20 protein-coding genes are annotated in these 20,325 nt (G+C 67.6%); 11 read left to right on the forward strand and 9 right to left on the reverse strand.

Annotated features, from left to right (window positions below; genetic code table 11):
* Positions 1–20: 20 nt before the first annotated feature.
* Positions 21–944 carry a UDP-3-O-acyl-N-acetylglucosamine deacetylase gene (gene lpxC, locus ABD104_RS13170; RefSeq protein ID WP_132980541.1) on the forward strand — a complete coding sequence of 308 codons (924 nt, stop codon included), beginning with the start codon at positions 21–23 and terminating at the stop codon, positions 942–944.
* A 41-nt stretch (positions 945–985) separates the two neighbouring features.
* Here the strand turns inward: lpxC and ABD104_RS13175 are convergent, their stop codons facing one another.
* A complete protein-coding gene (locus ABD104_RS13175) occupies positions 986–1,474 on the reverse strand; it encodes a DciA family protein (protein ID WP_338616257.1) in 489 nt (162 codons plus the stop codon).
* Between the two features lie 82 nt (positions 1,475–1,556).
* Here ABD104_RS13175 and ABD104_RS13180 point away from each other — a divergent pair, with 82 nt between their 5' ends.
* Positions 1,557–2,513 carry a M23 family metallopeptidase gene (locus ABD104_RS13180; protein ID WP_087841726.1) on the forward strand — a complete coding sequence of 319 codons (957 nt, stop codon included), beginning with the start codon at positions 1,557–1,559 and terminating at the stop codon, positions 2,511–2,513.
* A 224-nt stretch (positions 2,514–2,737) separates the two neighbouring features.
* Here the strand turns inward: ABD104_RS13180 and ABD104_RS13185 are convergent, their stop codons facing one another.
* The gene (locus ABD104_RS13185) at positions 2,738–3,682 is read right to left on the reverse strand and encodes a LysR substrate-binding domain-containing protein (RefSeq protein ID WP_343927646.1); all 945 of its coding nucleotides are present in this window, start codon (positions 3,680–3,682) and stop codon (positions 2,738–2,740) included.
* 112 nt (positions 3,683–3,794) lie between these two features.
* On the opposite strand from ABD104_RS13185, the gene ABD104_RS13190 reads away from it, so the two are divergent.
* The 4 genes from ABD104_RS13190 to secA all read left to right on the forward strand — a co-directional run bounded on the left by ABD104_RS13190 (position 3,795) and on the right by secA (position 9,506).
* Positions 3,795–4,679 carry an amidohydrolase family protein gene (locus tag ABD104_RS13190; RefSeq protein ID WP_343927647.1) on the forward strand — a complete coding sequence of 295 codons (885 nt, stop codon included), beginning with the start codon at positions 3,795–3,797 and terminating at the stop codon, positions 4,677–4,679.
* On the forward strand, positions 4,679–5,560 hold the full coding sequence (locus tag ABD104_RS13195) for a substrate-binding domain-containing protein (protein ID WP_279815607.1): 882 nt from the start codon (positions 4,679–4,681) through the stop codon (positions 5,558–5,560). Before ABD104_RS13190 ends, ABD104_RS13195 begins: the two co-directional genes overlap by 1 nt.
* A gap of 65 nt (positions 5,561–5,625) precedes the next feature.
* Positions 5,626–6,588, forward strand: a complete 963-nt coding sequence (locus ABD104_RS13200) for a tripartite tricarboxylate transporter substrate binding protein (RefSeq protein ID WP_343927648.1) — start codon at positions 5,626–5,628, stop codon at positions 6,586–6,588.
* Between the two features lie 173 nt (positions 6,589–6,761).
* Positions 6,762–9,506: a preprotein translocase subunit SecA gene (gene secA, locus ABD104_RS13205; protein ID WP_132980546.1), complete on the forward strand. Its 2,745-nt coding sequence runs from the start codon at positions 6,762–6,764 to the stop codon at positions 9,504–9,506.
* 208 nt (positions 9,507–9,714) lie between these two features.
* Here the strand turns inward: secA and ABD104_RS13210 are convergent, their stop codons facing one another.
* Positions 9,715–10,185: a RidA family protein gene (locus ABD104_RS13210; RefSeq protein WP_087841720.1), complete on the reverse strand. Its 471-nt coding sequence runs from the start codon at positions 10,183–10,185 to the stop codon at positions 9,715–9,717.
* Positions 10,186–10,352: 167 nt separating this feature from the next.
* On the opposite strand from ABD104_RS13210, the gene ABD104_RS13215 reads away from it, so the two are divergent.
* Positions 10,353–10,670, forward strand: a complete 318-nt coding sequence (locus ABD104_RS13215; RefSeq protein WP_087841719.1) for a YciI family protein — start codon at positions 10,353–10,355, stop codon at positions 10,668–10,670.
* Between the two features lie 6 nt (positions 10,671–10,676).
* Here the strand turns inward: ABD104_RS13215 and ABD104_RS13220 are convergent, their stop codons facing one another.
* Complete coding sequence (locus tag ABD104_RS13220; RefSeq protein ID WP_165963324.1) at positions 10,677–11,639, reverse strand: LysR substrate-binding domain-containing protein; 963 nt, start codon at positions 11,637–11,639, stop codon at positions 10,677–10,679.
* 133 nt (positions 11,640–11,772) lie between these two features.
* On the opposite strand from ABD104_RS13220, the gene ABD104_RS13225 reads away from it, so the two are divergent.
* Complete coding sequence (locus ABD104_RS13225) at positions 11,773–12,843, forward strand: mandelate racemase/muconate lactonizing enzyme family protein (RefSeq protein WP_165963325.1); 1,071 nt, start codon at positions 11,773–11,775, stop codon at positions 12,841–12,843.
* A gap of 49 nt (positions 12,844–12,892) precedes the next feature.
* Entirely contained in the window at positions 12,893–13,867 is a 975-nt protein-coding gene (locus ABD104_RS13230) for a Bug family tripartite tricarboxylate transporter substrate binding protein (RefSeq protein ID WP_343927649.1), read from the forward strand.
* 40 nt (positions 13,868–13,907) lie between these two features.
* Here the strand turns inward: ABD104_RS13230 and ABD104_RS13235 are convergent, their stop codons facing one another.
* The 3 genes from ABD104_RS13235 to ABD104_RS13245 all read right to left on the reverse strand — a co-directional run bounded on the left by ABD104_RS13235 (position 13,908) and on the right by ABD104_RS13245 (position 16,468).
* The gene (locus ABD104_RS13235) at positions 13,908–14,600 is read right to left on the reverse strand and encodes a FadR/GntR family transcriptional regulator (RefSeq protein ID WP_279815596.1); all 693 of its coding nucleotides are present in this window, start codon (positions 14,598–14,600) and stop codon (positions 13,908–13,910) included.
* 115 nt (positions 14,601–14,715) lie between these two features.
* Positions 14,716–14,967: a hypothetical protein gene (locus tag ABD104_RS13240; RefSeq protein WP_132980550.1), complete on the reverse strand. Its 252-nt coding sequence runs from the start codon at positions 14,965–14,967 to the stop codon at positions 14,716–14,718.
* Between the two features lie 223 nt (positions 14,968–15,190).
* The gene (locus tag ABD104_RS13245; protein WP_087841713.1) at positions 15,191–16,468 is read right to left on the reverse strand and encodes an aromatic ring-hydroxylating oxygenase subunit alpha; all 1,278 of its coding nucleotides are present in this window, start codon (positions 16,466–16,468) and stop codon (positions 15,191–15,193) included.
* Positions 16,469–16,811: 343 nt separating this feature from the next.
* Between ABD104_RS13245 and ABD104_RS13250 the strand changes: the two genes are divergently transcribed.
* The gene (locus ABD104_RS13250) at positions 16,812–16,964 is read left to right on the forward strand and encodes a hypothetical protein (RefSeq protein ID WP_165963328.1); all 153 of its coding nucleotides are present in this window, start codon (positions 16,812–16,814) and stop codon (positions 16,962–16,964) included.
* 23 nt (positions 16,965–16,987) lie between these two features.
* Here the strand turns inward: ABD104_RS13250 and ABD104_RS13255 are convergent, their stop codons facing one another.
* Both ABD104_RS13255 and ABD104_RS13260 read right to left on the reverse strand, forming a co-directional pair.
* Entirely contained in the window at positions 16,988–17,983 is a 996-nt protein-coding gene (locus ABD104_RS13255; RefSeq protein ID WP_165963329.1) for a Bug family tripartite tricarboxylate transporter substrate binding protein, read from the reverse strand.
* A gap of 163 nt (positions 17,984–18,146) precedes the next feature.
* Complete coding sequence (locus ABD104_RS13260) at positions 18,147–18,893, reverse strand: FadR/GntR family transcriptional regulator (RefSeq protein ID WP_087841711.1); 747 nt, start codon at positions 18,891–18,893, stop codon at positions 18,147–18,149.
* Positions 18,894–19,035: 142 nt separating this feature from the next.
* On the opposite strand from ABD104_RS13260, the gene ABD104_RS13265 reads away from it, so the two are divergent.
* Complete coding sequence (locus ABD104_RS13265; protein ID WP_087841710.1) at positions 19,036–20,304, forward strand: aromatic ring-hydroxylating oxygenase subunit alpha; 1,269 nt, start codon at positions 19,036–19,038, stop codon at positions 20,302–20,304.
* Positions 20,305–20,325: the final 21 nt, after the last annotated feature.

The following is a 20,325-nucleotide window of genomic DNA, read 5'->3' on the forward strand; positions in this document are numbered from 1 at the left end:
AACCCGGATTCCTAGCCGCCATGCTTTGCCAGCGCACAATAAAAAGCGTCACTCGAACCACCGGAGTCGGTCTGCATTCCGGGCGGCGCGTCGAGATCACGCTGCGTCCGGCGGCGCCCAATACCGGCATCGTCTTCCACCGCATCGATCTGCCCGAGCCCGTGGACCTGCCCGCCTCCGCGATGTCCGTCGGCGATACGCGCATGGCGTCGGTCCTGCAGAAGGGCGATGTGCGGGTGTCTACCGTTGAACACCTGATGTCCGCCTGCGCAGGCCTGGGCATCGACAACCTGCACGTGGACCTGACGGCTGAGGAAGTACCCATCATGGATGGCAGCGCGGGTACCTTCGTGTTCCTGCTGCAGTCGGCGGGCATCGAGGAACAGAGCGCCGCCAAGGAATTCATCCGGGTGCTGGAGCCGGTCGAGGTTCGCGAGGGCGAAGGCGCATCGGCCAAGTGGGCCCGGCTCGAACCCTATGATGGCTTCGCCCTGGCCTTCTCCATCGATTTCCACCATCCGGCCATCGATGCCACGTCGAATTTCGCCGAGATCGACTTCGCCAAGCATTCCTACATCAAGGAAATCGCGCGCGCCCGCACCTTCGGGTTCATGCAGGACGTGGAAAACCTCCGCGCCGCGGGCCTGGCGCGCGGCGGCAGCCTGGACAATGCCATCGTGATGGACGAATTCCGCGTCCTGAACAGCGACGGACTCCGCTACGACGACGAGTTCGTCAAGCACAAGATCCTGGACGCCATCGGCGACCTCTACCTGGTGGGCAAGCCCCTGATCGCCCGCTACGTGGCCCACAAGTCGGGCCACGGCATGAACAACCAGCTCGTGCGCGCCCTGCTGGAGCGCCGCTCGGCCTGGGAATTGGCCACCTTCGAATCGAAGTCGGTCGCCCCCCAAGCCTTCCGCGAAGACTGGGTGACCGTGTGACCCCCCCTACGCCCTGACGCGCGCCCCCCAGGGGGCGCGCGTCAGCGCGTAGGGGGGGGTAACCTCTTTTTCAGTTCGGCCAGGGCCTGGGTGCCCAGCTCGGTAGCCTGGCGCGCGGGGGCGCGGGGGGCGGGGCGGGACAATTCGGTCTCTTCCAGGCGGGTAAGCGTTGCTTGAACGCGGACGGCGATTCCGTTAACCTGCCACCCTTGCTTTTCCAAGGCCGCCACCAGCCGGGGTGCCAACTGGCGCAGTTTGGCCGAATGGGCCGCGGCCGGTACGCCCAGTGTCAATTGGCCATCCTCGAAGCGCAGCACGCGGCAGGACGGGCCCAGGGGCGCGGGCAGGGCGTCGCAGACCTGGCGTTCCAGGTCCAGCAGACGGCGGGCGGTGCCCAGCAGGCTGGCGCCCTTGCCGTCACGGCCCAGGCACGCCAGCGTGGCGGTGTACTGCGCGGGGTCGGCATGGGTCTGCGGCTTGCGCCGCTTCCGGAGGGTCGCGGCGGGCCGGGTACGAAAAGTTTCGATCACGAACTCCCTGGAGTCTCGGGAACATTCAAGAGGATACGGGGCGCCGAGCAAGGCGCGTCTCTCACGCCAGGAGGCACGTTCCGTGCAGATCATCATAGTGCATCCGCGCCTGTCCGAGGCGAGGACGCTGACCATAACCCCCCGTTTCGCCGCGGGGATGATCGCCGCAATCGGTGCCGCCCTGATTCTTGGCGCCGTACTGTTGAATTACGCCGCTTCCGGCATCGCATGGCCATGGAGCGGCTCCGGCCTGTCCGAGCGTACGCGCGAGGAAGCCCGCCAGCAGGCGGTGCTGCGCGAGAACATCAATCTGCTGGCCAAGCGCGTGGGTGAAATGCAGGCCAAGCTGATGCAGCTCGACGCGCTGGGCGAGCGCGTCGCCGGCCTGGCGGGCGTGGCTCCGGCGTTTTCCGCCAAGGGCGTGCCGGGCCGCGGCGGGCTGCTGGTATCGCCGCAGCCTATGTCGCCCCAGGACGTCAGCTCCGAGCTCGATCATCTTGAAGCCCAATTGGCCGAGCGCTCCGACTACCTCAGCGTCCTGGACGCGCAGCTGACGACCCTGTCCGTGCGCAAGGCCATGACGCCCACCGTCATGCCCGTCACGCAGGGGTACAACGGTTCCTCGTTCGGCTGGCGCGTCGATCCCTTCACCGGTACGCGTTCCCTGCACGAAGGGGTGGATTTCTCCGCGCCGTCGGGCACGCCCATCGTGGCCGCGGCCGGCGGCGTCGTGCAGGTGGCCGAATTCCACGCCGGCTACGGCTACATGATAGACATCGACCACGGCAACGATCTCGTCACCCGCTACGCCCACGCCTCGCGGCTGCTGGTCAAGCCGGGCGACCTGGTCAAGCGCGGCCAGCGCATCGCCGCCGTCGGCAGCACCGGCCGCTCCACCGGTTCGCACCTGCACTTCGAGGTGCGGCTGGGCGGCGTGGCGGTCAACCCCAACAACTTCCTGACCCACGGCCCCGGCAAACAGCCGGTCGAACCGTTCTCCAAGGTCGTCACGCTGCCCGCCCCCGGTCCGCTGGACTAGAAAGAGGCCCCCCTACGCGCTGACGCGCGCCCTGGATGATGAGCCCCCAGCCCCCAGCCGCTACGCGGCAGCCCCACTAGACCCAGGATGCGGTGGATCCGGCTCCGCCGGTCCACCCGCATCGCCCCCTGGGGGGCGCCCGAAGGGCGTGGGGGTGGGCTTCCCTTCCGGTCCACCCGCATCGCCCCCTTGAGGGGGCCCGCGTAAGCGGGTAGGGGGAGGGCCTACGTCAGGGGGGGACCATAATCAACAGAGACCTCCCGCAGGCAGCGCATCAGGCGTTCGCTGGCGGGGGACAGCGCGCGCTGCTTGCTCCAGGTCAGGCCGATGGGGCGCAGCAGGCCGGGGAGTTCCAGGGGCAGAATGGCCAGCATGCCCAGGTCGCTGTAGTAGCGGGCCGCGACGCGGGACAGGAGGCCGACGGCCCGGGTGGACTGGAGATAGTTGGCGATGACCGGAACCGACAGGGTTTCGATGTAGTCGCTGGGCATGGCAATGTCGTGTTCCTGGAAGACGGCCTCCAGGGGTTCCCTGGGCAGGGACGCCACCGGCGGCAGGATCCAGGGGAACGGGGCGAGGTCGCGCCAGTGCAGCGACGAGACCCCGGCCAAGGGGTGCTGGCGGCCCACCACGACCATGCTCGATCCCTCGAACAGGGGCGCTTCCTCGAAGTCGGCCGACGGCCAACTGGACAGCCGGCCCACCAGGACGTCCAGGTGGCCTCGCCGCAATTGCGGCAGCAATGTGTCCATCGAGCCTTCTTGCACGTGCACCGTGGTCGTAGGCGAGACCCGCTTGAGCGCGGCCAGCGCCTGGGGGACCAGGGCCGAGGTCATGGCGGGCATCGCGCCCAGCGCCGTCCGCCCGGACGCGCCCGACAGCAGCGCACGCAGTTCGTCGCGGGTCTGGGCCAGGGTGTTCAGCATCACGCGGGCCTGGCGGATCAGGCATTCGCCGTAGGCATTGGGCTGGACGCCCCGGGCCGTCCGGTCGAACAGCTTGAAGCCCAGGCCTTTCTCCAGTTCGGACAGCGCCAGCGACACCGCCGGCTGGGTGATGTTGAGGCTGGCCGCGACCTTGCCCAGGTTGCGCAGCTCGTCCAGGGCCACCAGCAATTGCAGGTGGCGCGGCTTGAGGTTGGCGCGGATGTACCAGTCGAGTCTCGCCATGGCGGATCTCTCCGGATGTGTCATAAGTAGATGCTTATGATAAACGCCAGATTTTTAAGTGGTTTGCTTATGTTGATGCGGGCATGATGGGCGCCTTCGATCAGGAGTCCCCGTGTCCCATCCCAAGCCGACATCGATCATCGATCTACATACCCACGTCATCGCCGCGGACCAGCGGGCCTATCCGCTGGCGCCGCTGTCCGGCCGGCAATCGGACTGGTCGCGCGAGCGGCCGGTCACGCGCGAAGACATGCTGGCCGCAATGGACGAGGCCGGCATCGCGCAGGTCGCGCTGGTGCAGGCCTCCACCTGCTATGGCCATGACAGCAGCTACGTCGCGGACTCGGTCGCCGCTCGGCCGGACCGTTTCATCGGCGTCTATTCGATCGGCTTGTCCGAGCCTGACGCCGCCGATCGCATCGCATACTGGCACGGCCGCGGGCTGCAGGGCATGCGGGTGTTCATCGCCGGGCATACCGCGGCCGACCACGCGGCGCGGCTGGACGACCCGCTGGGCTTTCCCGCCTGGGAGCGGGCGCAGGCACTGGACATCCCCGTGTGCGTGCAACTGCGGGCCGATGGCTTGCCTCAACTGGAAAACATCCTGCGGCGCTTCCCGCGCGTGCGGGTGCTGCTGGACCACTTCGCCCGGCCCCGGCTGGACGACGGTCCTCCCTATGCGGCGGCGGCCAGCCTGTTCGCGCTGGCGGAGCATCCCAACCTGTTCCTCAAGTTCACCACCCACAACGTCCGGGAGTCCCGCGAGGGGGCGGCCACGCAGGCCAGCTTCCTGCGGCGCGCGATCGACGTGTTCGGCGTTCGCCGCATCGCCTGGGGATCGAACTTCCCGGCGTCGGCGGGCAGCCTGGCCAGCCTGCTGGGCGAAGCCCTGGAGTCCACCGCCTCGCTGTCGGGCGAAGAGCGGGAATGGATTTTCCATCGCACGGCCCGGGCACTGTATCCCGAGCTGGACGCCGCATCGGCAAGGGGCGCGTGATGGGTCCGACGACGCTGCGCACCCTGCTGGGCGATTATCCCAACACGCTGGCCCTGAAGCGGGGCGAGATCGCTTCGCCGCTGGTCGGTTTCGAGTTCGACCCGGTCAAGACCGCCAACCGGGCGTTCAAGCGCGTGGTGCGCGAAGGCGCCTTCGACGTGGCGGAGCTGGCGCTGGTGACCTTCCTGCAGGCCAAGGCCTACGGCAAGCCCCTGGTGTTGATGCCGGCCGTGGTGGGGGCGGGCCGCTACCAGCACCACTGCCTGGTCCACAACGTCGAGCGCGGCCGCCTGCGGGTGGCGGAGCTGGCCGGCAAGCGCATCGGGATCCGGGCCTACGCCCAGACCACGGTGGCCTGGGTGCGGGGCATCCTGGCCGACGACTACGGGGTGGACCTGAATGGAATACGTTGGGTGACGTTCGAGGACGGGCACCTGGCCGAGTTTCCGGATCCGCCGGGAGTGACGCGGGCCGAAGGCCGGAACATGGTGGAGATGCTGCTGGCGGGGGAACTGGATGCCGCCATCATCGGCACCGACCTGCCCGACGATCCTCGCCTGGCGCCGGTGCTGCCCGACCCCCATGCGGCCGCCGCTGCGTGGGGCGCCCGGCACGCCATGGTGCCCATCAACCATATGGTGGCCGTGGACCGGAAATTGTGCGAGACGCGTCCGGATGTGGTCCGCGAAGTCTACCGCCTGCTGCAGGAAAGCAAGGCCGCGGCCCGGCGGGACGCCGGCGCGCCGGATCTGACGCCGTTCGGTGTGGAACCCAACCGCCATGCGCTGGAGCTGATCATCCATTACGCCTACGACCAGAAGCTGATACCGCGGCGCTATGCCGTCGACGAGCTGTTCGACGACGTGACCCGCGTGCTGTGACCGGCGCCGGCCCGTAAAGACTATCGCGGCGGCGGGGACCGCCGCCCTCATTCCCAGGAGACAACATGAAATGGTTCGCAATCCTGGCCGCCTGCGTGGCGGCCGCCGTTCCCACGCTTCCCGCGCAGGCCCAGGTGGGCGGCCAGGTCTCGCGCATCGTCGTGCCGTTCGCGGCCGGCGGGGCCCGGGAACTGCTGGCACGCACCTTCTACCAGGAACTGGGCCAGCAGCTGGGCCAGACCATCATCATCGAAAGCCGGCCCGGCGCGGGCGGGGCCATCGGCACGTCCAACGTCGGGCGCGCCGACCCGGACGGGCGTACGCTGCTCATGGCCGCGTCCAGCCATTTCGTCACGGCGGAACTGGGCGCCAAGCCCCACTATGACCCGGTCAAGGATTTCACGCCGGTGGCCAACATCGGCACCCAGAGCTACGTGCTGATGATCAGCAGCGCGCTGCCGGCCAGGAACGTGGCCGAATTCATCGCTTATGCCAAAAAGCGCCCGGGCGAGCTGAACTACGGCTCGGCCGGCATCGGCAGCTCCACCCACCTGGCCATGGCCTATTTCCTGAGCACGGCCGGGCTGGACATGCTGCACATCCCCTACAAATCCACCCAGGAAGCGGCCAACGACGTGGCCGGCGGGCGGGCGCAGGCCGTGATCGTGCCCAATGCCGGCGTCGGCGCCTACTTGCAGGACCCACGGCTGCGCATCATCGGGGTGACGTCGCGCCACGCCTCGCCGCTGCTGCCCAACGTGCCGCCCATCGCCCAGGCGGGCCTGCCTTCCTACGTGTTCGAGTCCTGGTTCGGCCTGCTGGCGCCCGCCGCCACGCCCGCGCCGGTGGTCCAGCGCATCAACGCCGCGGTGGCGAAGGTGCTGGAGATGCCGGTCATCAAGGAGCGCCTGGCCACCCAGGGCGTGGCGCCGGACGCCATGGGCGTCGATGAATTTGCGAAACTGTTCGCCCAGGACAGGCAGTTGATGGCCCGCATTGTCAAGGAGGCCAGGCTGACCCGGGATTGATCCGGACCGCTACCGGCGGGGGGCGGGTGCCGGCCCCGGCCGGGCACCGATGTCCATGCGGACGGGGCGCGCGATTCAAGGTCCTCCCACGGTGCTAAACTGGCTGGCTTATCCCCTATCCCGGCTGGGATGCCAGGCCACGGCCCGGCCCCGGTTGCTTGCAAATATCGCGCATGGTTTCCTCTCTGCTCAAGAAAATTTTCGGCAGCCGCAATGACCGGCTGCTGAAGCAGTACGGCAAGTTGGTCGCTCGCATCAACGCGCTGGAGTCCCAGACCGCCGCACTCAGCGACGAGCAACTCGCGGCCCGTACGCAAGAGTTCAAGCAACGCTACCAGAACGGCGAATCGCTGGACGACCTGCTGCCCGAGGCCTTCGCCGTCGTGCGCGAAGGCGGCAAGCGGGTGCTGGGCATGCGCCACTTCGACGTCCAGCTGCTGGGCGGGATCGTGCTGCATACCGGCCGGATCGCCGAAATGCGCACGGGCGAAGGCAAGACGCTGGTGGCCACGCTGCCGGTCTACCTGAACGCGCTGGCCGGCAAGGGCGTGCACGTGGTCACCGTCAACGACTACCTGGCCCAGCGCGACGCCGGCTGGATGGGCCGGCTGTACCGCTTCCTGGGCCTGACGGTGGGCGTGGTCGTGTCCCAGCAGCCCAACGAGGAAAAGAAAGAGGCCTACCAGGCCGACATCACCTACGGCACCAACAACGAATTCGGCTTCGACTACCTGCGCGACAACATGGAATACCGCGTGGAGGACCGCCGCCAGCGCGCGCTGTTCTACGCGGTGGTCGACGAGGTCGACTCCATCCTGATCGACGAGGCGCGTACGCCGCTGATCATCTCGGGCCAGGCCGAAGACCATACCGAGATGTACATCCGGATGAACGCGGTGCCGCCGCTGCTGACCCGGATGGCGTCCGAGCCCAAGTCCAACGAGCCCGAGCCCGAGGGCGACTTCTGGGTGGACGAGAAAAGCCACCAGGTCTACCTGTCCGAGGCCGGCCACGAGAAGGCCGAGCAGATCCTGGAGCGCCAGGGCCTGCTGCCCGAGGGCGAGTCGCTGTACGAGCCGCGCCACATCAGCCTGATGCACCACCTGATGGCGGCGCTGCGGGCGCACAACCTGTTCTTCCGCGACCAGCACTACGTCGTGCAGAACAACGAAGTGGTCATCGTCGACGAGTTCACCGGCCGCCTGATGGTGGGCCGCCGCTGGTCCGACGGCCTGCACCAGGCGGTCGAGGCCAAGGAAGGCGTGAAGATCCAGAACGAGAACCAGACGCTGGCCTCGATCACCTTCCAGAACTACTTCCGGATGTACGAGAAGCTGGCCGGCATGACCGGCACGGCCGACACCGAAGCCTACGAGTTCCAGGAAATCTACCGCCTCGAGACCGTGATCATGCCGACCAACCGGCCCATGATCCGCGTCGACCAGAACGACCAGGTCTTCAAGACCGACCAGGAAAAGTACAACGCCATCCTGGAAGACATCCGGGACTGCCAGAAGCGCGGCCAGCCGGTGCTGGTGGGTACCACCAGCATCGAGAACTCCGAGCTGCTGTCGGCCATGCTGGTGAAGGCGGGCCTCAAGCACGAGGTGCTCAACGCCAAGCAGCACGCGCGCGAAGCCGAGATCGTGGCCGAGGCCGGCAAGCCCGGCCATATCACCATCGCCACCAACATGGCGGGCCGCGGCACCGACATCGTGCTCGGCGGCAGCGTCGACAAGCAGGTCGACCTGATCCGCGCCGACGACTCGCTGTCCGAGGCCGAGAAGGAAATCCGCATCGCCCGCGTGCGCGATGAATGGAAGCCGCTGAACGAGCAGGTCAAGGCCGCCGGCGGCCTGCGCATCATCGGCACCGAGCGCCACGAGTCGCGCCGTATCGACAATCAGCTGCGCGGCCGCGCCGGCCGCCAGGGCGATCCGGGTTCGTCGCGTTTCTACCTGTCGCTGGAAGACTCGCTGATGCGCATCTTCGCGGGCGACCGCGTGCGCGCCATCATGGAGCGCCTCAAGCTGCCCGAGGGCGAGCCCATCGAGGCCGGCATGGTCACCCGCTCCATCGAGTCGGCCCAGCGCAAGGTCGAGGCCCGCAACTTCGACATCCGCAAGCAGCTGCTGGAGTACGACGACGTCGCCAACGACCAGCGCAAGGTCATCTACACCCAGCGCAATGAGGTCCTGGAGGCCGAATCCATCGCCGACGTGGTCGCCGGCCTGCGCGAGGCCACCTTCACCGAGGTGTTCCGCGGCTACGTGCCGGAAGACTCCGTCGAGGAACAATGGGACGTGCCGGGCCTGCAGAAGACGCTCGAGCTCGAGTGGCAGGTCGAGCTGCCGCTGGCCGGCATGCTGGAAGCCGAGCCCAACCTGACCGACGACGACCTGCTCGAGCGCGTGCTGAAGGCCGCGGCCGATGCCTACGACGCCAAGGTGACCCTGGTGGGCACCGAGATGTGGGGCCAGTTCGAGCGCTCCATCCTGCTGCAGTCCATCGACACGCACTGGCGCGAACACCTGGCCATGCTGGACCACCTGCGCCAGGGCATCCATTTGCGCGGCTACGCCCAGAAGAACCCCAAGCAGGAATACAAGCGCGAAGCCTTCGAGCTGTTCTCCAACATGCTGGACCGCATCCGCAACGACGTCGTCAAGGTGCTGATGACCGTGCGCGTGCAGTCGGCCGAGCAGGTGGAACAGGTCGAGCAGGAGGCCGCCCAGCCGCACGTGCAGAACGTGCAGTACCACCATTCCGACTACGACGAAGCCCTGGCAGCCGCCAACGCCGCCGCGGGATCCGGACAGGAACCCGTGCGCAACGTACTGCCCAAGGTGGGCCGCAACGATCCCTGCCCCTGCGGCAGCGGCAAGAAGTACAAGCAGTGCCATGGGAAGCTGGCGTAGCCAGCTTCTAGGGAAGCCCACCCCCTATCCGCTTGCGCGGGCCCAGAATGGTGAGCCCCCAGCCGCTACGCGGCTATCACTGGCTGCCAGCGGTAGCAACCGTGCTTCTATCCAAGATAGTTTTCCCTAGACCCAGGAAACCGCGGATCTGGCTCCGCCAGTCCGCCGGTTTCGCCCCCTGGGGGGCGCGCGTAAGCGCGTAGGGGGGTTACACCACCTCGAACATCGCCTCGATCTCGACCACCACGCCGTGCGGCATGCTGCTCACGCCCACGGCCGTGCGCGTATGGGCGCCGGCTTCCCCGAATACCTCCACCATCAGGTCCGAGGCGCCGTTGACCACCTCGGCGATGCGGACGAAGTCGGGCGTGGCGGCAACGAAGCCGCGCAGGTTCACTACCGACACGATGTCGTCCAGGCCGTTGGGCAGGGCGGCGCGGGCCTGGGCCAATACGTTCAGCGCGCTGGCGCGCGCGGCCTGCTGGGCCTGGGCCAGGTCCAGGGTGTCGCCCACGCGGCCGACGTGGCGCAGTTCGCCGTTCACGCTGGGCAACTGGCCCGAGACGAACAGCAGGTTGCCCAGCTTGCGCGCCATGCGGATGCGCGCGGCGCGGGCCGCGGGCGCGGGCGGCAGGATGATGCCCAGGGCCGACAGGCGGGCGTCGATGGAACTTGGCATGGGTGGCTCCCGGTGATGGCGAAGGCCGCCATTGTCCCGTCCCGGCCCATGGGGCGGGCTGATTTTTCGCGCCGCGGCCATAACCATGCGGTTGGAACCGCGGGCGAAACTGGAATGCGGCAGCGGCCGGCGGCTCCGTATCATGGCCGTTTCGACAAGGAGCGCGCATGCTGTACATCATCTACCAGGAAGACCGGGACGACGGCGCGGCGGAGATCCGCAAGCGGGTCAAGCCCGCGCATCTGGAGTACCTGGCCAGGTTCGAATCCAGGCTGGTGCTGGGCGGCGCCATGCTGGCCGAGGACGGCGTGGGGCGCACCGGCAGCGTATTGATCCTGAACGTGGGCAGCCTGGCCGAGGCGGAGGCGTTCTCGCGCGACGAGCCGTTCCGCAAGGCCGGCCTGTTCAAGAGCGTGAAGATCTCGCGCATGCGGCGCGGACAATGGAACCCGGCGGCCGCGCCCGCCACCGCCGAGGGCAACTGACCGGCATCAGGCCGCGGGCGGGCGGTGGTAGAGCTCGCCGGCGGCCTGCTTGAGGCTGTCCACCATGCGCAGCGCGGCGGCCGACAGATTGTTGTGGGCGTGGGTGATGATGCCCACGGGCAGGGCGGGATAGCCGATGTCCACCGGCAGCTTGGCCAGGACACCCTGCTCGATGTCGGCCCGGACGATCTGCCACGGCAGCGCGGCCACGATGTCCCGCTGCAGCAGCAGGGCGCGTATCAGCGGGAACGACAGGGTCTCGACGATGCGGGCGGGCAGGTCCAGCCCCTCGCGGGCGAAGAACAGGTGGATGGGCGTGCGCGCCACGCTGCTCGCGTGCGGCATGACCCATTCCTGCGCAGCCAGGTCGGCTGGCGTGGGCGCGGCCTTGCCCGCCAGCGGGTTCTGGCGTCCCGCCACCAGCACGATGGGTTCGAAGTACAGGGGGATCTGCCGGATCTGCCCATGGCCGTCCTGCTCGGACATGCGGCCCACGACGATGTCGATCTCGCCGGCCTGCAGTCCGCTCAGCAGCCTTTCCTTGCTGCCGTCCACCACCGACACGCGCGTGGCGTCGCCGCCGGCGAAGAACAGCGACAGCGCGCGCGGCAGCAGCGTGGGCAGCGCCACCATGTAGCTGCCTATCGCCAGCTTGCCGGCCGAGCCCTGGCGCAGGGCGGTCAGTTCATCGGCCGCGCGCTTGAGCTCGGCGTGCAGCGAATGGGCATAGCGCAGCACGTGGCTGCCGAACACGGTGGGCACGACACCCTTGGCGGTGCGGTCCAGCAGCCGCTCGCCCAGCAGTGTCTCCAGTTCGTGGATGGTCTTGGATACCGCGGGCTGCGACATGTGCAGCGTTTCCGCCGCGCGCGACAGGGCGCCGCATTCGGCCACGGTCTTGAACATCAGCAGGTGGCGCAGCTTGACCTGGGTGGTCAGCACGCGCTCGATCGATCGCTCGGCTTCCATGTGAACCCCGATGGCGGGAAGAAGAGGACGGCCGGCCCATAACCATTTGGTTTGCCCGGCCGCCTGAATGCGAATGATCGCACGCTCGGGCCGCTGATAGAGTGGCCGCATCCCTGCCATGCCGGAGAAGCCGTTGAAGATCACCGCATTTTCCCTCGAACACCTGAGCCTGCCCGACGAAGATCCCAACTGGAAGTTCGCGGGCCAGGCCTATCCGACCAACGATGCCGTCGTCCTGACGCTGACGGCCGAGGACGGCACGCGAGGCTGGGGCTATGCCGCGGCCTTTCCGCACCTGGCCGCGACCGCGCTGGGGGTGGAGGGCGCCTTGCAGCGCATCTGTCCGGCGCTGGTCGGCCAGGACGCGATGGCGATCGAGGCCAATCTGGTGCGCGTACAGGCGGCGCTGGTGGGCAACAACCCCGCCAAGGCCGCCATCGATTGCGCGCTGCACGACCTGAAGGCGCGCCTCTTGGGCGTGCCGCTGTACGAGCTGCTGGGCGGCAAGACCACCGACCGTATCGCGATCTGCCGCATGCTGGGCCTGAAGACGCCGCCCGAGATGGCCGAGCGCGCACAGCGCCTGGTGGACCAGGGCTACCGCCACCTGAAGCTCAAGGTGGGCGGCTCCGTGCGCGAGGACATCGAGCGGTTGCGCGCCGTGCGGCGCCAGGTGGGCGACGCCGTGCGGCTGGTGGCCGACCCCAACCAGTCCTATCGCGCCAAGGATGCCGTCGTGTTCGCGCAGCGGGCCGTCGAGTTCGACGTGGACATCATCGAGCAGCCGGTGCGGGCCGACGACCTGGACGGCCTGCAGGAAGTCACGCGCGCCTCCAGCATCGCCATCGAGGCCGACGAGAGCGCCTACGACGCCTCGTCGACCTACCGCCTGGCCGCGAGCCGCTCGATCAACGCGGTCAGCCTCAAGGTGCCCAAGATGGGCGGGCTGCGGGCCGTGCAGACGGCCGCGCGCATCTGCGAGGTGGCGCACCTGGGGTGCCGGATGGGCGCCAACGTCGGCAGCCAGCTGCTGGCTGCCCATGCCCTGCACCTGGCCGTGGCGCTGCCCAACATCACCTATGCCTGCGAACTGGCCGAGTTCCAGAAGCTGCTGAACGATCCGTTCGAGGGCCTGAAGGTGGTGGACGGCCATCTCCATGTCCCGGAAGGCCCGGGCGTGGGCGTCGTCCGCCGCGCGTCCTGAGCGCGTCCGTCCGCACATTTTTCTTCAAGGAACGTCCATGGAATTCCCCATGCTTGCCCGTCGCCCCGTCCTGCGGTCCGCGTTGTTCCTGCTGGCCGCGACATTGGCCGGCAACGCCGCCGCCCAGCCCCTGCCGCGCCAGATCCGCATGGTCGTGCCGTTCTCGCCCGGCGGTCCGGCCGACCTGATCGCGCGCAAGCTCTCCGAGCGCCTGGGCCCGCAATTGGAAGCGACCGTGATCGTCGACAACCGTCCCGGCGCCAATGGCGCGATCGGCGTGCAGGCGGTGGCCAAGGCCGTGCCCGACGGCGGCACGCTGCTGTTCGCGACCTCGGGCATGCTGACCATCAGCCCCGTCTTGTACAAGGACCTGAACTACGATCCGCTGAAGGACCTCAGTCCGATCGGCCGGGTGGTGGCCAATGGCACCGCATTGCTGGTGGGCAAGCAGCTTCCGGCCAGCGACATGAAGGAATTCGTCGCCTACGCCCGCCAGTCCGCGAATCCCGTTCCCATCGGTTCGGCCGGAACGGGCAACATCACGCACCTGTACATGGAGCTGATGAAGGACGCCACGCGTGGCAACTTCGTCCACGTGCCCTACAAGGGCGTGGCTCCCGCGCTGACCGACGTCATGGGGGGCCAGATCGCCGGCGTGTTCGTCGACCTGCCGGCGGCGCTTCCGCTGCTCAAGGGGGGGAAGGTGAAGGCCCTGGGGTTGGTGGGCACGGAGCGCAGTCCATCGGCGCCCGAGATCCCCACCATTGCCGAGCAGGGCTATCCGGGGGTGGACGGCGTGAGCTGGTTCGGCGTGCTGGCGCCCGCCGGCATGGCCGCCGACAAGGTGCAGGCCATCCACGCGGGCATCGCGCGGGTGTTGGCCGATCCGGCCATGATCGAGAACCTGAAGGAGATCGGTTCGGTTCCCGCCTTGAACCAGCCCGCGCAGATGACCACGCTGATGCGCGACGAACAGACGCGCTGGGCGCGGCTGATCAAGGCGCGCAACATCCAGGTGGACTAGGGCCGAGGCCGGTGGCCCGCGCGGGCCACCCGGGACGCGGTCAGTTGCCGGCCGCGTTCTTGTCCGCGGCGCCGTGCTTGGCGCGGACCTTGGCCACGTGGTCGGTCAGCAGTTGCCTGGCCAGTTCGCCGTCGCGCGCCACGATGGCCGCCAGCATCTTGCGGTGCCGCTGCACCAGCCGCTTGCCCACCGCTGGTGTCGTGTATGGATTGACCGAGCGGTACAGCACGTACGAGATCGCCTTCATGATCGACGACAGGAACTGGTTGTGCGAGGCGTCGACGATGGACTGGTGGAAGGCCAGCGAGGCGGTGGTCAGTTTCTCCGGCGTGAAGTCCTCCGGCGAGGACACCAACTCCTCGACCCGCGCCAGGCACGCTTCCATCTTGGCGATGTCGTCGGCGTTCGCCAGCTTGGCCGCGAGTTCGGCGGCGCTGGCCTCGATGATGAGTTGAGCGTCGAAGACCTCGTCCGAACCGACGCCGATCAGCTTGAGCTGGATGGCCAGGGCTTCGACCACCGGCGCATCGTTGCCGTTGGCGATGCGGGTGCCGCCGCCGGCGCCCGTGCGCACGTCCACCACGCCGAGCGCTTGCAGCCGCCCCATGGCTTCGCGGATGGGCAGGCGGCTGACCTGGAACTGCTCGGCCAGATCGTTCTCGGAACCCAGGAAATCGCCGGGTTGCAGCTTGCCGTCCAGCACGGCTTCCTTGATCTGTTTTTCAACGCGCATGGCCGTGGATTCGGTGCGTCCGGCGCGCCATACTGGTAGATCGGCTCTGGTACGTGCCATTTTTTCTGTTCCACCGTTCATAAGTCGCAGACTGTATGAGCAATTATATCCGCTCTCATGACCTCGGGCCCCTGCCTCTTACCAGAAAACGAGCAAATGGCTTGGTGGTGGACGCTCCGACGATGACCTCGAACAGGCCGAACAGCCGCGGCGAGATGTACCTGACGGTGTCGTTCACGCGGACCACGCCCACCGCCATGCCGCGCCCTATGCCACCGCTCTGCACGCCGAAGCCGCTGGAGACCCAATCCGACCCGGTCGACGTGTTTGGCCTGCCGTTGGGATCGATGTTGCCGCCGTTGTCCATGTTGAAGCCGCCTTCGATGACGAAGTGCGCGCTCTAGCCGTTGCCCAGCGCTTCCGTACCCCGGAAGCCAAGGCGTGAGCCCGCGTCGTACAGGCGGCGCACGCGCGGGCGCTTGCCGTTACGGCGATGATCCGGTCTAATTACGCATACTGTATAAGTAAAAGAGGGGGTGTCAACGAAGAAAAACCCGGCCATGCCGGGTTGTCCTGGCTTACGCGCGGAGCTAGTGCGCCTGCACGTCCTCGTCGCGCAGGCCCATCGCTGCGCGGTAGGCGGCCTTGACCTCGTCCGGCTGTCCGGCCTGGAACGGATAGTCGGCCAGGTGCTTGCCCAGTATGGGATGCGCCAGCAGTTGTTCACGGGTCAGGCCCTCGGTGAACAGATGGCGTCCGGCTATGGGCAGCTCGACGCATTCGTTCACGGCCGGGTCGCGGATCAGCCCGCTGGGATCGCGTCCATCCGCCACGGCGTCCATGTCCTCGCCGAAGCGCTTGCGCAGCATGGCGATGCCGCGGTCGCTGGAGGCCAGGTTTTCCTTGGTGCGATCGGCGATGGTGCCTTGCCCGACCCAGGCCACGAAATCCTGGTTCATGACGTGGCTGGAGATCCAGCGGCCGGTGTCGGGATCCACCACGGGGCCGTGCCAGGCCGGGATGGGCCCTTGTTCATAGGGCTCCTGTTCCTTGGGAACGCGCGAGAAGGCCCAGGCGATGCTGAGCGTGTTCTCGTCGTCGATGGGGATCCGCCATTCGATGTGGTCGCCCAGGCAGAACGCCTGTGGCCACAGGCAGACGCGGCCGACGGTCCACAGGGGATGGCGCTCGCTGGTGTCTTCGCGCAGCCGCTTGTAGATGATGCCGTAGTCGAATTCCTCGAAATCCACCTTGATGTGCGTGGGCGCGTAAGGGCCGGTCTCGCCCTTGAGGCGAATGCTCCAGTTCGAGTGCATCCATTCGAAGTGCACGGGGTCGATGGAGTTCTCCTGGCACTGCAGCCAGTTGCAGGGAATCTCGGAGATGACGATCTGGGCGAAGCCGTTCTTCCAGGTGAAGGGTTCCCAGTTGGGAACCAGCGGCGCGGGCGGCGGGCCGAGATAGGCCCACAGCATGCCGGCCTTCTGTTCCACCGGATAGGCGGTGATGCGCAGGCGTTCCTTCATGCGGGCATGGGGCGCCGCGATGTCCTCGTAGGGTTGCTCGGTACAGCGGCCGTCGCGGTCGAACAGCCAGCCGTGGTAGTTGCAGCGAAGGCCCGATTGCTCGACGAAGCCATAGGACAGGTCCGCCCGCCGGTGGGCGCAGCGCCGGTCGATCAGGCCGAAGTTGCCGCCCAGGTCCTTGTACAGCACGAGATCTTCGCCCAGCAGCCGGACGGGCTTGGTCTCCATCTTGTCGAATTCGCTGACCGCCGCGATCGGGTGCCAATAGCGCCGTAGCAGTTCCCCCATGGGGGTGCCGGGCCCCACCCGAGTCAATTGACGGTTCTTCGCTTCGCTAAGCATGTGTCGTCTCCCTCGGCATCCGGCGACAACCATGCGGGTCTGCCTGCAAGTCGTTCATTGTTGGTGAATTAAGTCTGCTATTTAACATACAGTATGCGTGTTTGGGTGTTCGTGTCAAGACAAAGCGAAGGCCTTCCAGGACGGCAAGCGCGGTTCGCGCAATGGCGAGATCCATTGGGCGCAGGAGATGCTCGACCAGGGCGGCATGATGCGCGAGTTGGTCAAGTGGGACTCTATGCGCGCTACGTGGAAGGGGGCGACATCCACCGGGTGGCCGCCTTCATGAAGGCTCAGTGGCGCGGCGGCGTGAGCTGGCGATGCCTCGCGCGCGGTCCGGGAGGCGGTGGGAACGCTGCCGGTGCTGGCCGACGAAGTCCGGACCACGCTGGCGCAGATCGGCTGCCGCCGTTTCGCCGACATGTCGCCCGCGTTCATCCATCGCGGCGCGCCCGGACAGGGCGAGCCGGCCCGGGTGTCCGCGGCCCGCGCGGCCTGACGGGTGTCCCACCGTGCCGCGGGTTATTCCGGGCTGATGCCTTCGGTCTTGATGACCTGTTTCCAGCGGTCGAATTCGGCGCGGGTGAGCCGGCCCAGGTCCTCGGGCGAGCCCAGCACCACGTTGAAGCCCGTATCGGCCAGCGCGGTGCGCATGGCCGGCGCGTCGAAGATGGCCTTCAGCTCGCGGTTGAGCCGCGCCACCACAGGCTCCGGGGTTCCCGCCGGCGCGTACAGCCCGACCCAGACCGCCAGCCGATAGCCGGGATAGCCCAGTTCCTCCAGGGTGGGCACGTCGGCCATCAGGGGCGAGCGCGCCGCGCCCGTCTGGGCGATGGCCTTGAGCTTGCCCGAGGCCACCAGCGGCCGCGCCGCCTCGATCGGGGCGATCATCATGGTCACGCTGCCCTGGACCACGTCCATGATCGCGCTGTTCAGGCCGCCGGCGGGTATGTGGCGCATCTTCACCCCCACCATGTTCTGCAGCACGGTCGTGTACAGGTGGGCGGTGGAGGCGATGCCCGGCGAGGCATAGGACGCATCGTCGGGGCGGGCCTTGAGCAGGGCCACCAGTTCCTTGAAGTTGCCGGCTGGTGTGTTCGCGCCGGTGATGACGACCTGGGCGCTTTCGGCGATCTGGCCCACGGGCACGAAGCTCTTGACCGGATCGTAGGGCGTGGGGCGAAAGGCGGGCGTGATGACCAGCGTGGTGGGGCCGACCATGAGCGTATGGCCGTCCGGCGCGGCACCGGCGGCGTAGGCCGTGCCGATGATGCCGCTGGCGCCCGACCGGTTCTCGACATAGGTGTTCTGGCCCAGTCGTTGCGACAGTTGTTCGGCCGCGCGCCGGGCGATGGCGTCCGCGCTGGTGCCCGGACTGTAGGGAACGACGATCTTGACCGCGCGGCGGGGGTAGGGCGACGAGGCGGCCGGGTCGGGCTGCGCCTGGACGCCGGTGCAACAGACGAGCAGCCCGACCGCAAGCGGCAGTCCGGCTGAGAACGGGAACGCGTGAACCATGGCTGTCTCCATGCTGGGGTGGGCCGGCTTTCTACGTGCCGGACTCTATCTATAATATATAATATATATGAAATTAGACAAGAGAAAAGCATGAGCGCACGCGGCTCCGCCCGCCGTCCCGGGTCAGGACAGCGGGCGGAGCAGGACTCGAGGGGGAGGGGCGTCAGTCCGCGCGCGAGGCGGTGTCCGCTTCCTGGGACAGCGTCCTGGCGCGCTGGTAGGCCAACCGTTCCCGCATCAGCCTGGCCGCTTCCACGCCGTCGGCGGACTCGATGGCCTCGAGCAGCAGTTTGTGGTGGCGCACGATGCGGACCGCCGATGCCGAAGTGAGGTTGGGGCGCAGCACCGGTTCGAGCACGAAACTCAGCGCGTGGAACTGCGCAAGCAGGATGCGGCTGTGGGACGCGCGCACGATGGCTTCGTGAAAGCGCATGGATGCATCGGCGAAGCGGTCGAGCTCGCCTTTCAGCGAGGACAGCTCGGCCAACACGCCGCGCAGATGCTCCAGGTCGGCCTCGTCGCGCCGTTCCGCCGCCAGCCTGGCGGCCATTTCCTCGATCGCCATCTGCGCGTCGAACACTTCGCCCGAGGTGATGCCGATGAGCTTGAGGTGGATGGCCAGCGCGTCGGCCAGCCGGTCCGGGTTGCCTTGGGCGACCCAGACGCCGCCGCGGGCGCCCATGCGGATCTCGACGATGCCCAGCCCTTCCAGCGTGCGCAGGGCGTCGCGCGCCGCCATGCGGCTGACGCCGAACTGCTCGGACAGCGCGGCTTCGCTGCCCAGGAACTGTCCGGCGACGATTTCCCGGTTCAGGACCGCCGCCCGTATCTGCGCCACGATGCCGCCCGACAGCGTGGCGTTGGGGACGGCTGCCCACGAGGGGGGCGAAGAAAGAGGCTTGCTGACCAATCCTGATCCTTTGAGGGCAAAGCGTGACGGCGGTGGACCGCATTATAGGGCGCCGTGCCTTGCCTGGTGTAAGTATGATATATAATATATATAGGCATGGAGCCTCGCGCTCTTCCTTTCTATCCTTAGACACTGGCTGATCATGCTGAACCAAGAAAAGAACGAGTTGCTGACCCGCGTGGGGCGGGGCACGCCGATGGGGGAACTGCTGCGGCGATACTGGATGCCGGTCGCGGGCGTCACGGAGTTCGACAGCCGCGCAACCAAGGCCGTGCGCTTGTTCGGCGAAGACCTGGTGCTTTATCGCGACCTGGAAGGCAGATGGGGGCTGGTCGATCGCCATTGCCCGCACCGCCGGGCGGACCTGGCCTACGGTTTCCCGGAGTCCGAGGGCCTGCGCTGCAACTATCACGGCTGGCGCTTCGGCGCGGACGGCGCATGCCTGGAGCAACCCTACGAGGACGTTGCCCATCCCGAGGCGCGCATGAAGGACCGCATCCGGATCACGGCCTATCCCGTCCAGGAAAAGGCCGGCCTGCTGTGGGCCTACATGGGACCGGCCCCGGCGCCGCTCCTGCCCGACTGGGAGGCCTTTTCGTGGCCCAACGGCTTTCGCCAGATCGTGCTGTCGGAAATCCCCTGCAACTGGTTCCAGTGCCAGGAGAACTCCATCGATCCGGTGCACTTCGAGTGGATGCACAACAACTGGAGCCTGCGCCAGCAGGGGGTGCTGCAACCCTATTCGCCCGTGCACAAGGAGGTCGGCTTCGACGAGTTCGAGCATGGCTTCCTGTACCGGCGGGTCCGGGGCAACGGCAGGAAAGAGGACCCGCTGTGGGCGGTCGGGCGCGTCTGCCTGTGGCCCAACGCGGTGTTCCTGGGGGACCACTTCGAGTGGCGCGTGCCCATCGACGACGAGAACACGCTGAGCGTGTGCTGGTCCTACACCCGCGTTCCCCGGGAAAGCGAACCGTATGTGCAGCCCTCCATTCCCACCTGGCACGGCCCCATCCGCGACGAGCGCGGCGACTGGATCTCGTCGCACGTGATGAACCAGGACTTCGTGGCATGGGTGGGGCAGGGGCGGATCGCGGACCGCAGCCTGGAGAACCTGAGCGCCAGCGACCGGGGCATCACCATGATCCGCAAGAAGTTCTTCGAGGAACTGGATGCCGTGGCGGCAGGCGCGGACCCCAAGGGCGTGATGCGCGATCCGGACAGGAATCACCGGGTGGAACTGCCCCTTGCCTTTCGCGAGATCCTGACCGGCGGACTGCCGCTGGCGGAACTGAAGGCCCATCCGGTGTTCGGCCGGCACCTGCACGACTATGTCTTCCAGGCCGGACAGCCCGAACCGGTGGCGCGGGCGTATCGCCAGGCCATGGGACTGGAGGATGACGGGGGCCACTGAGTCCCTCCGCGCCGCAAGGGC

It is taken from the genome of Pigmentiphaga daeguensis (genome assembly GCF_039523035.1).
Classification (GTDB): Bacteria; Pseudomonadota; Gammaproteobacteria; order Burkholderiales; family Burkholderiaceae_B; genus Pigmentiphaga; species Pigmentiphaga daeguensis.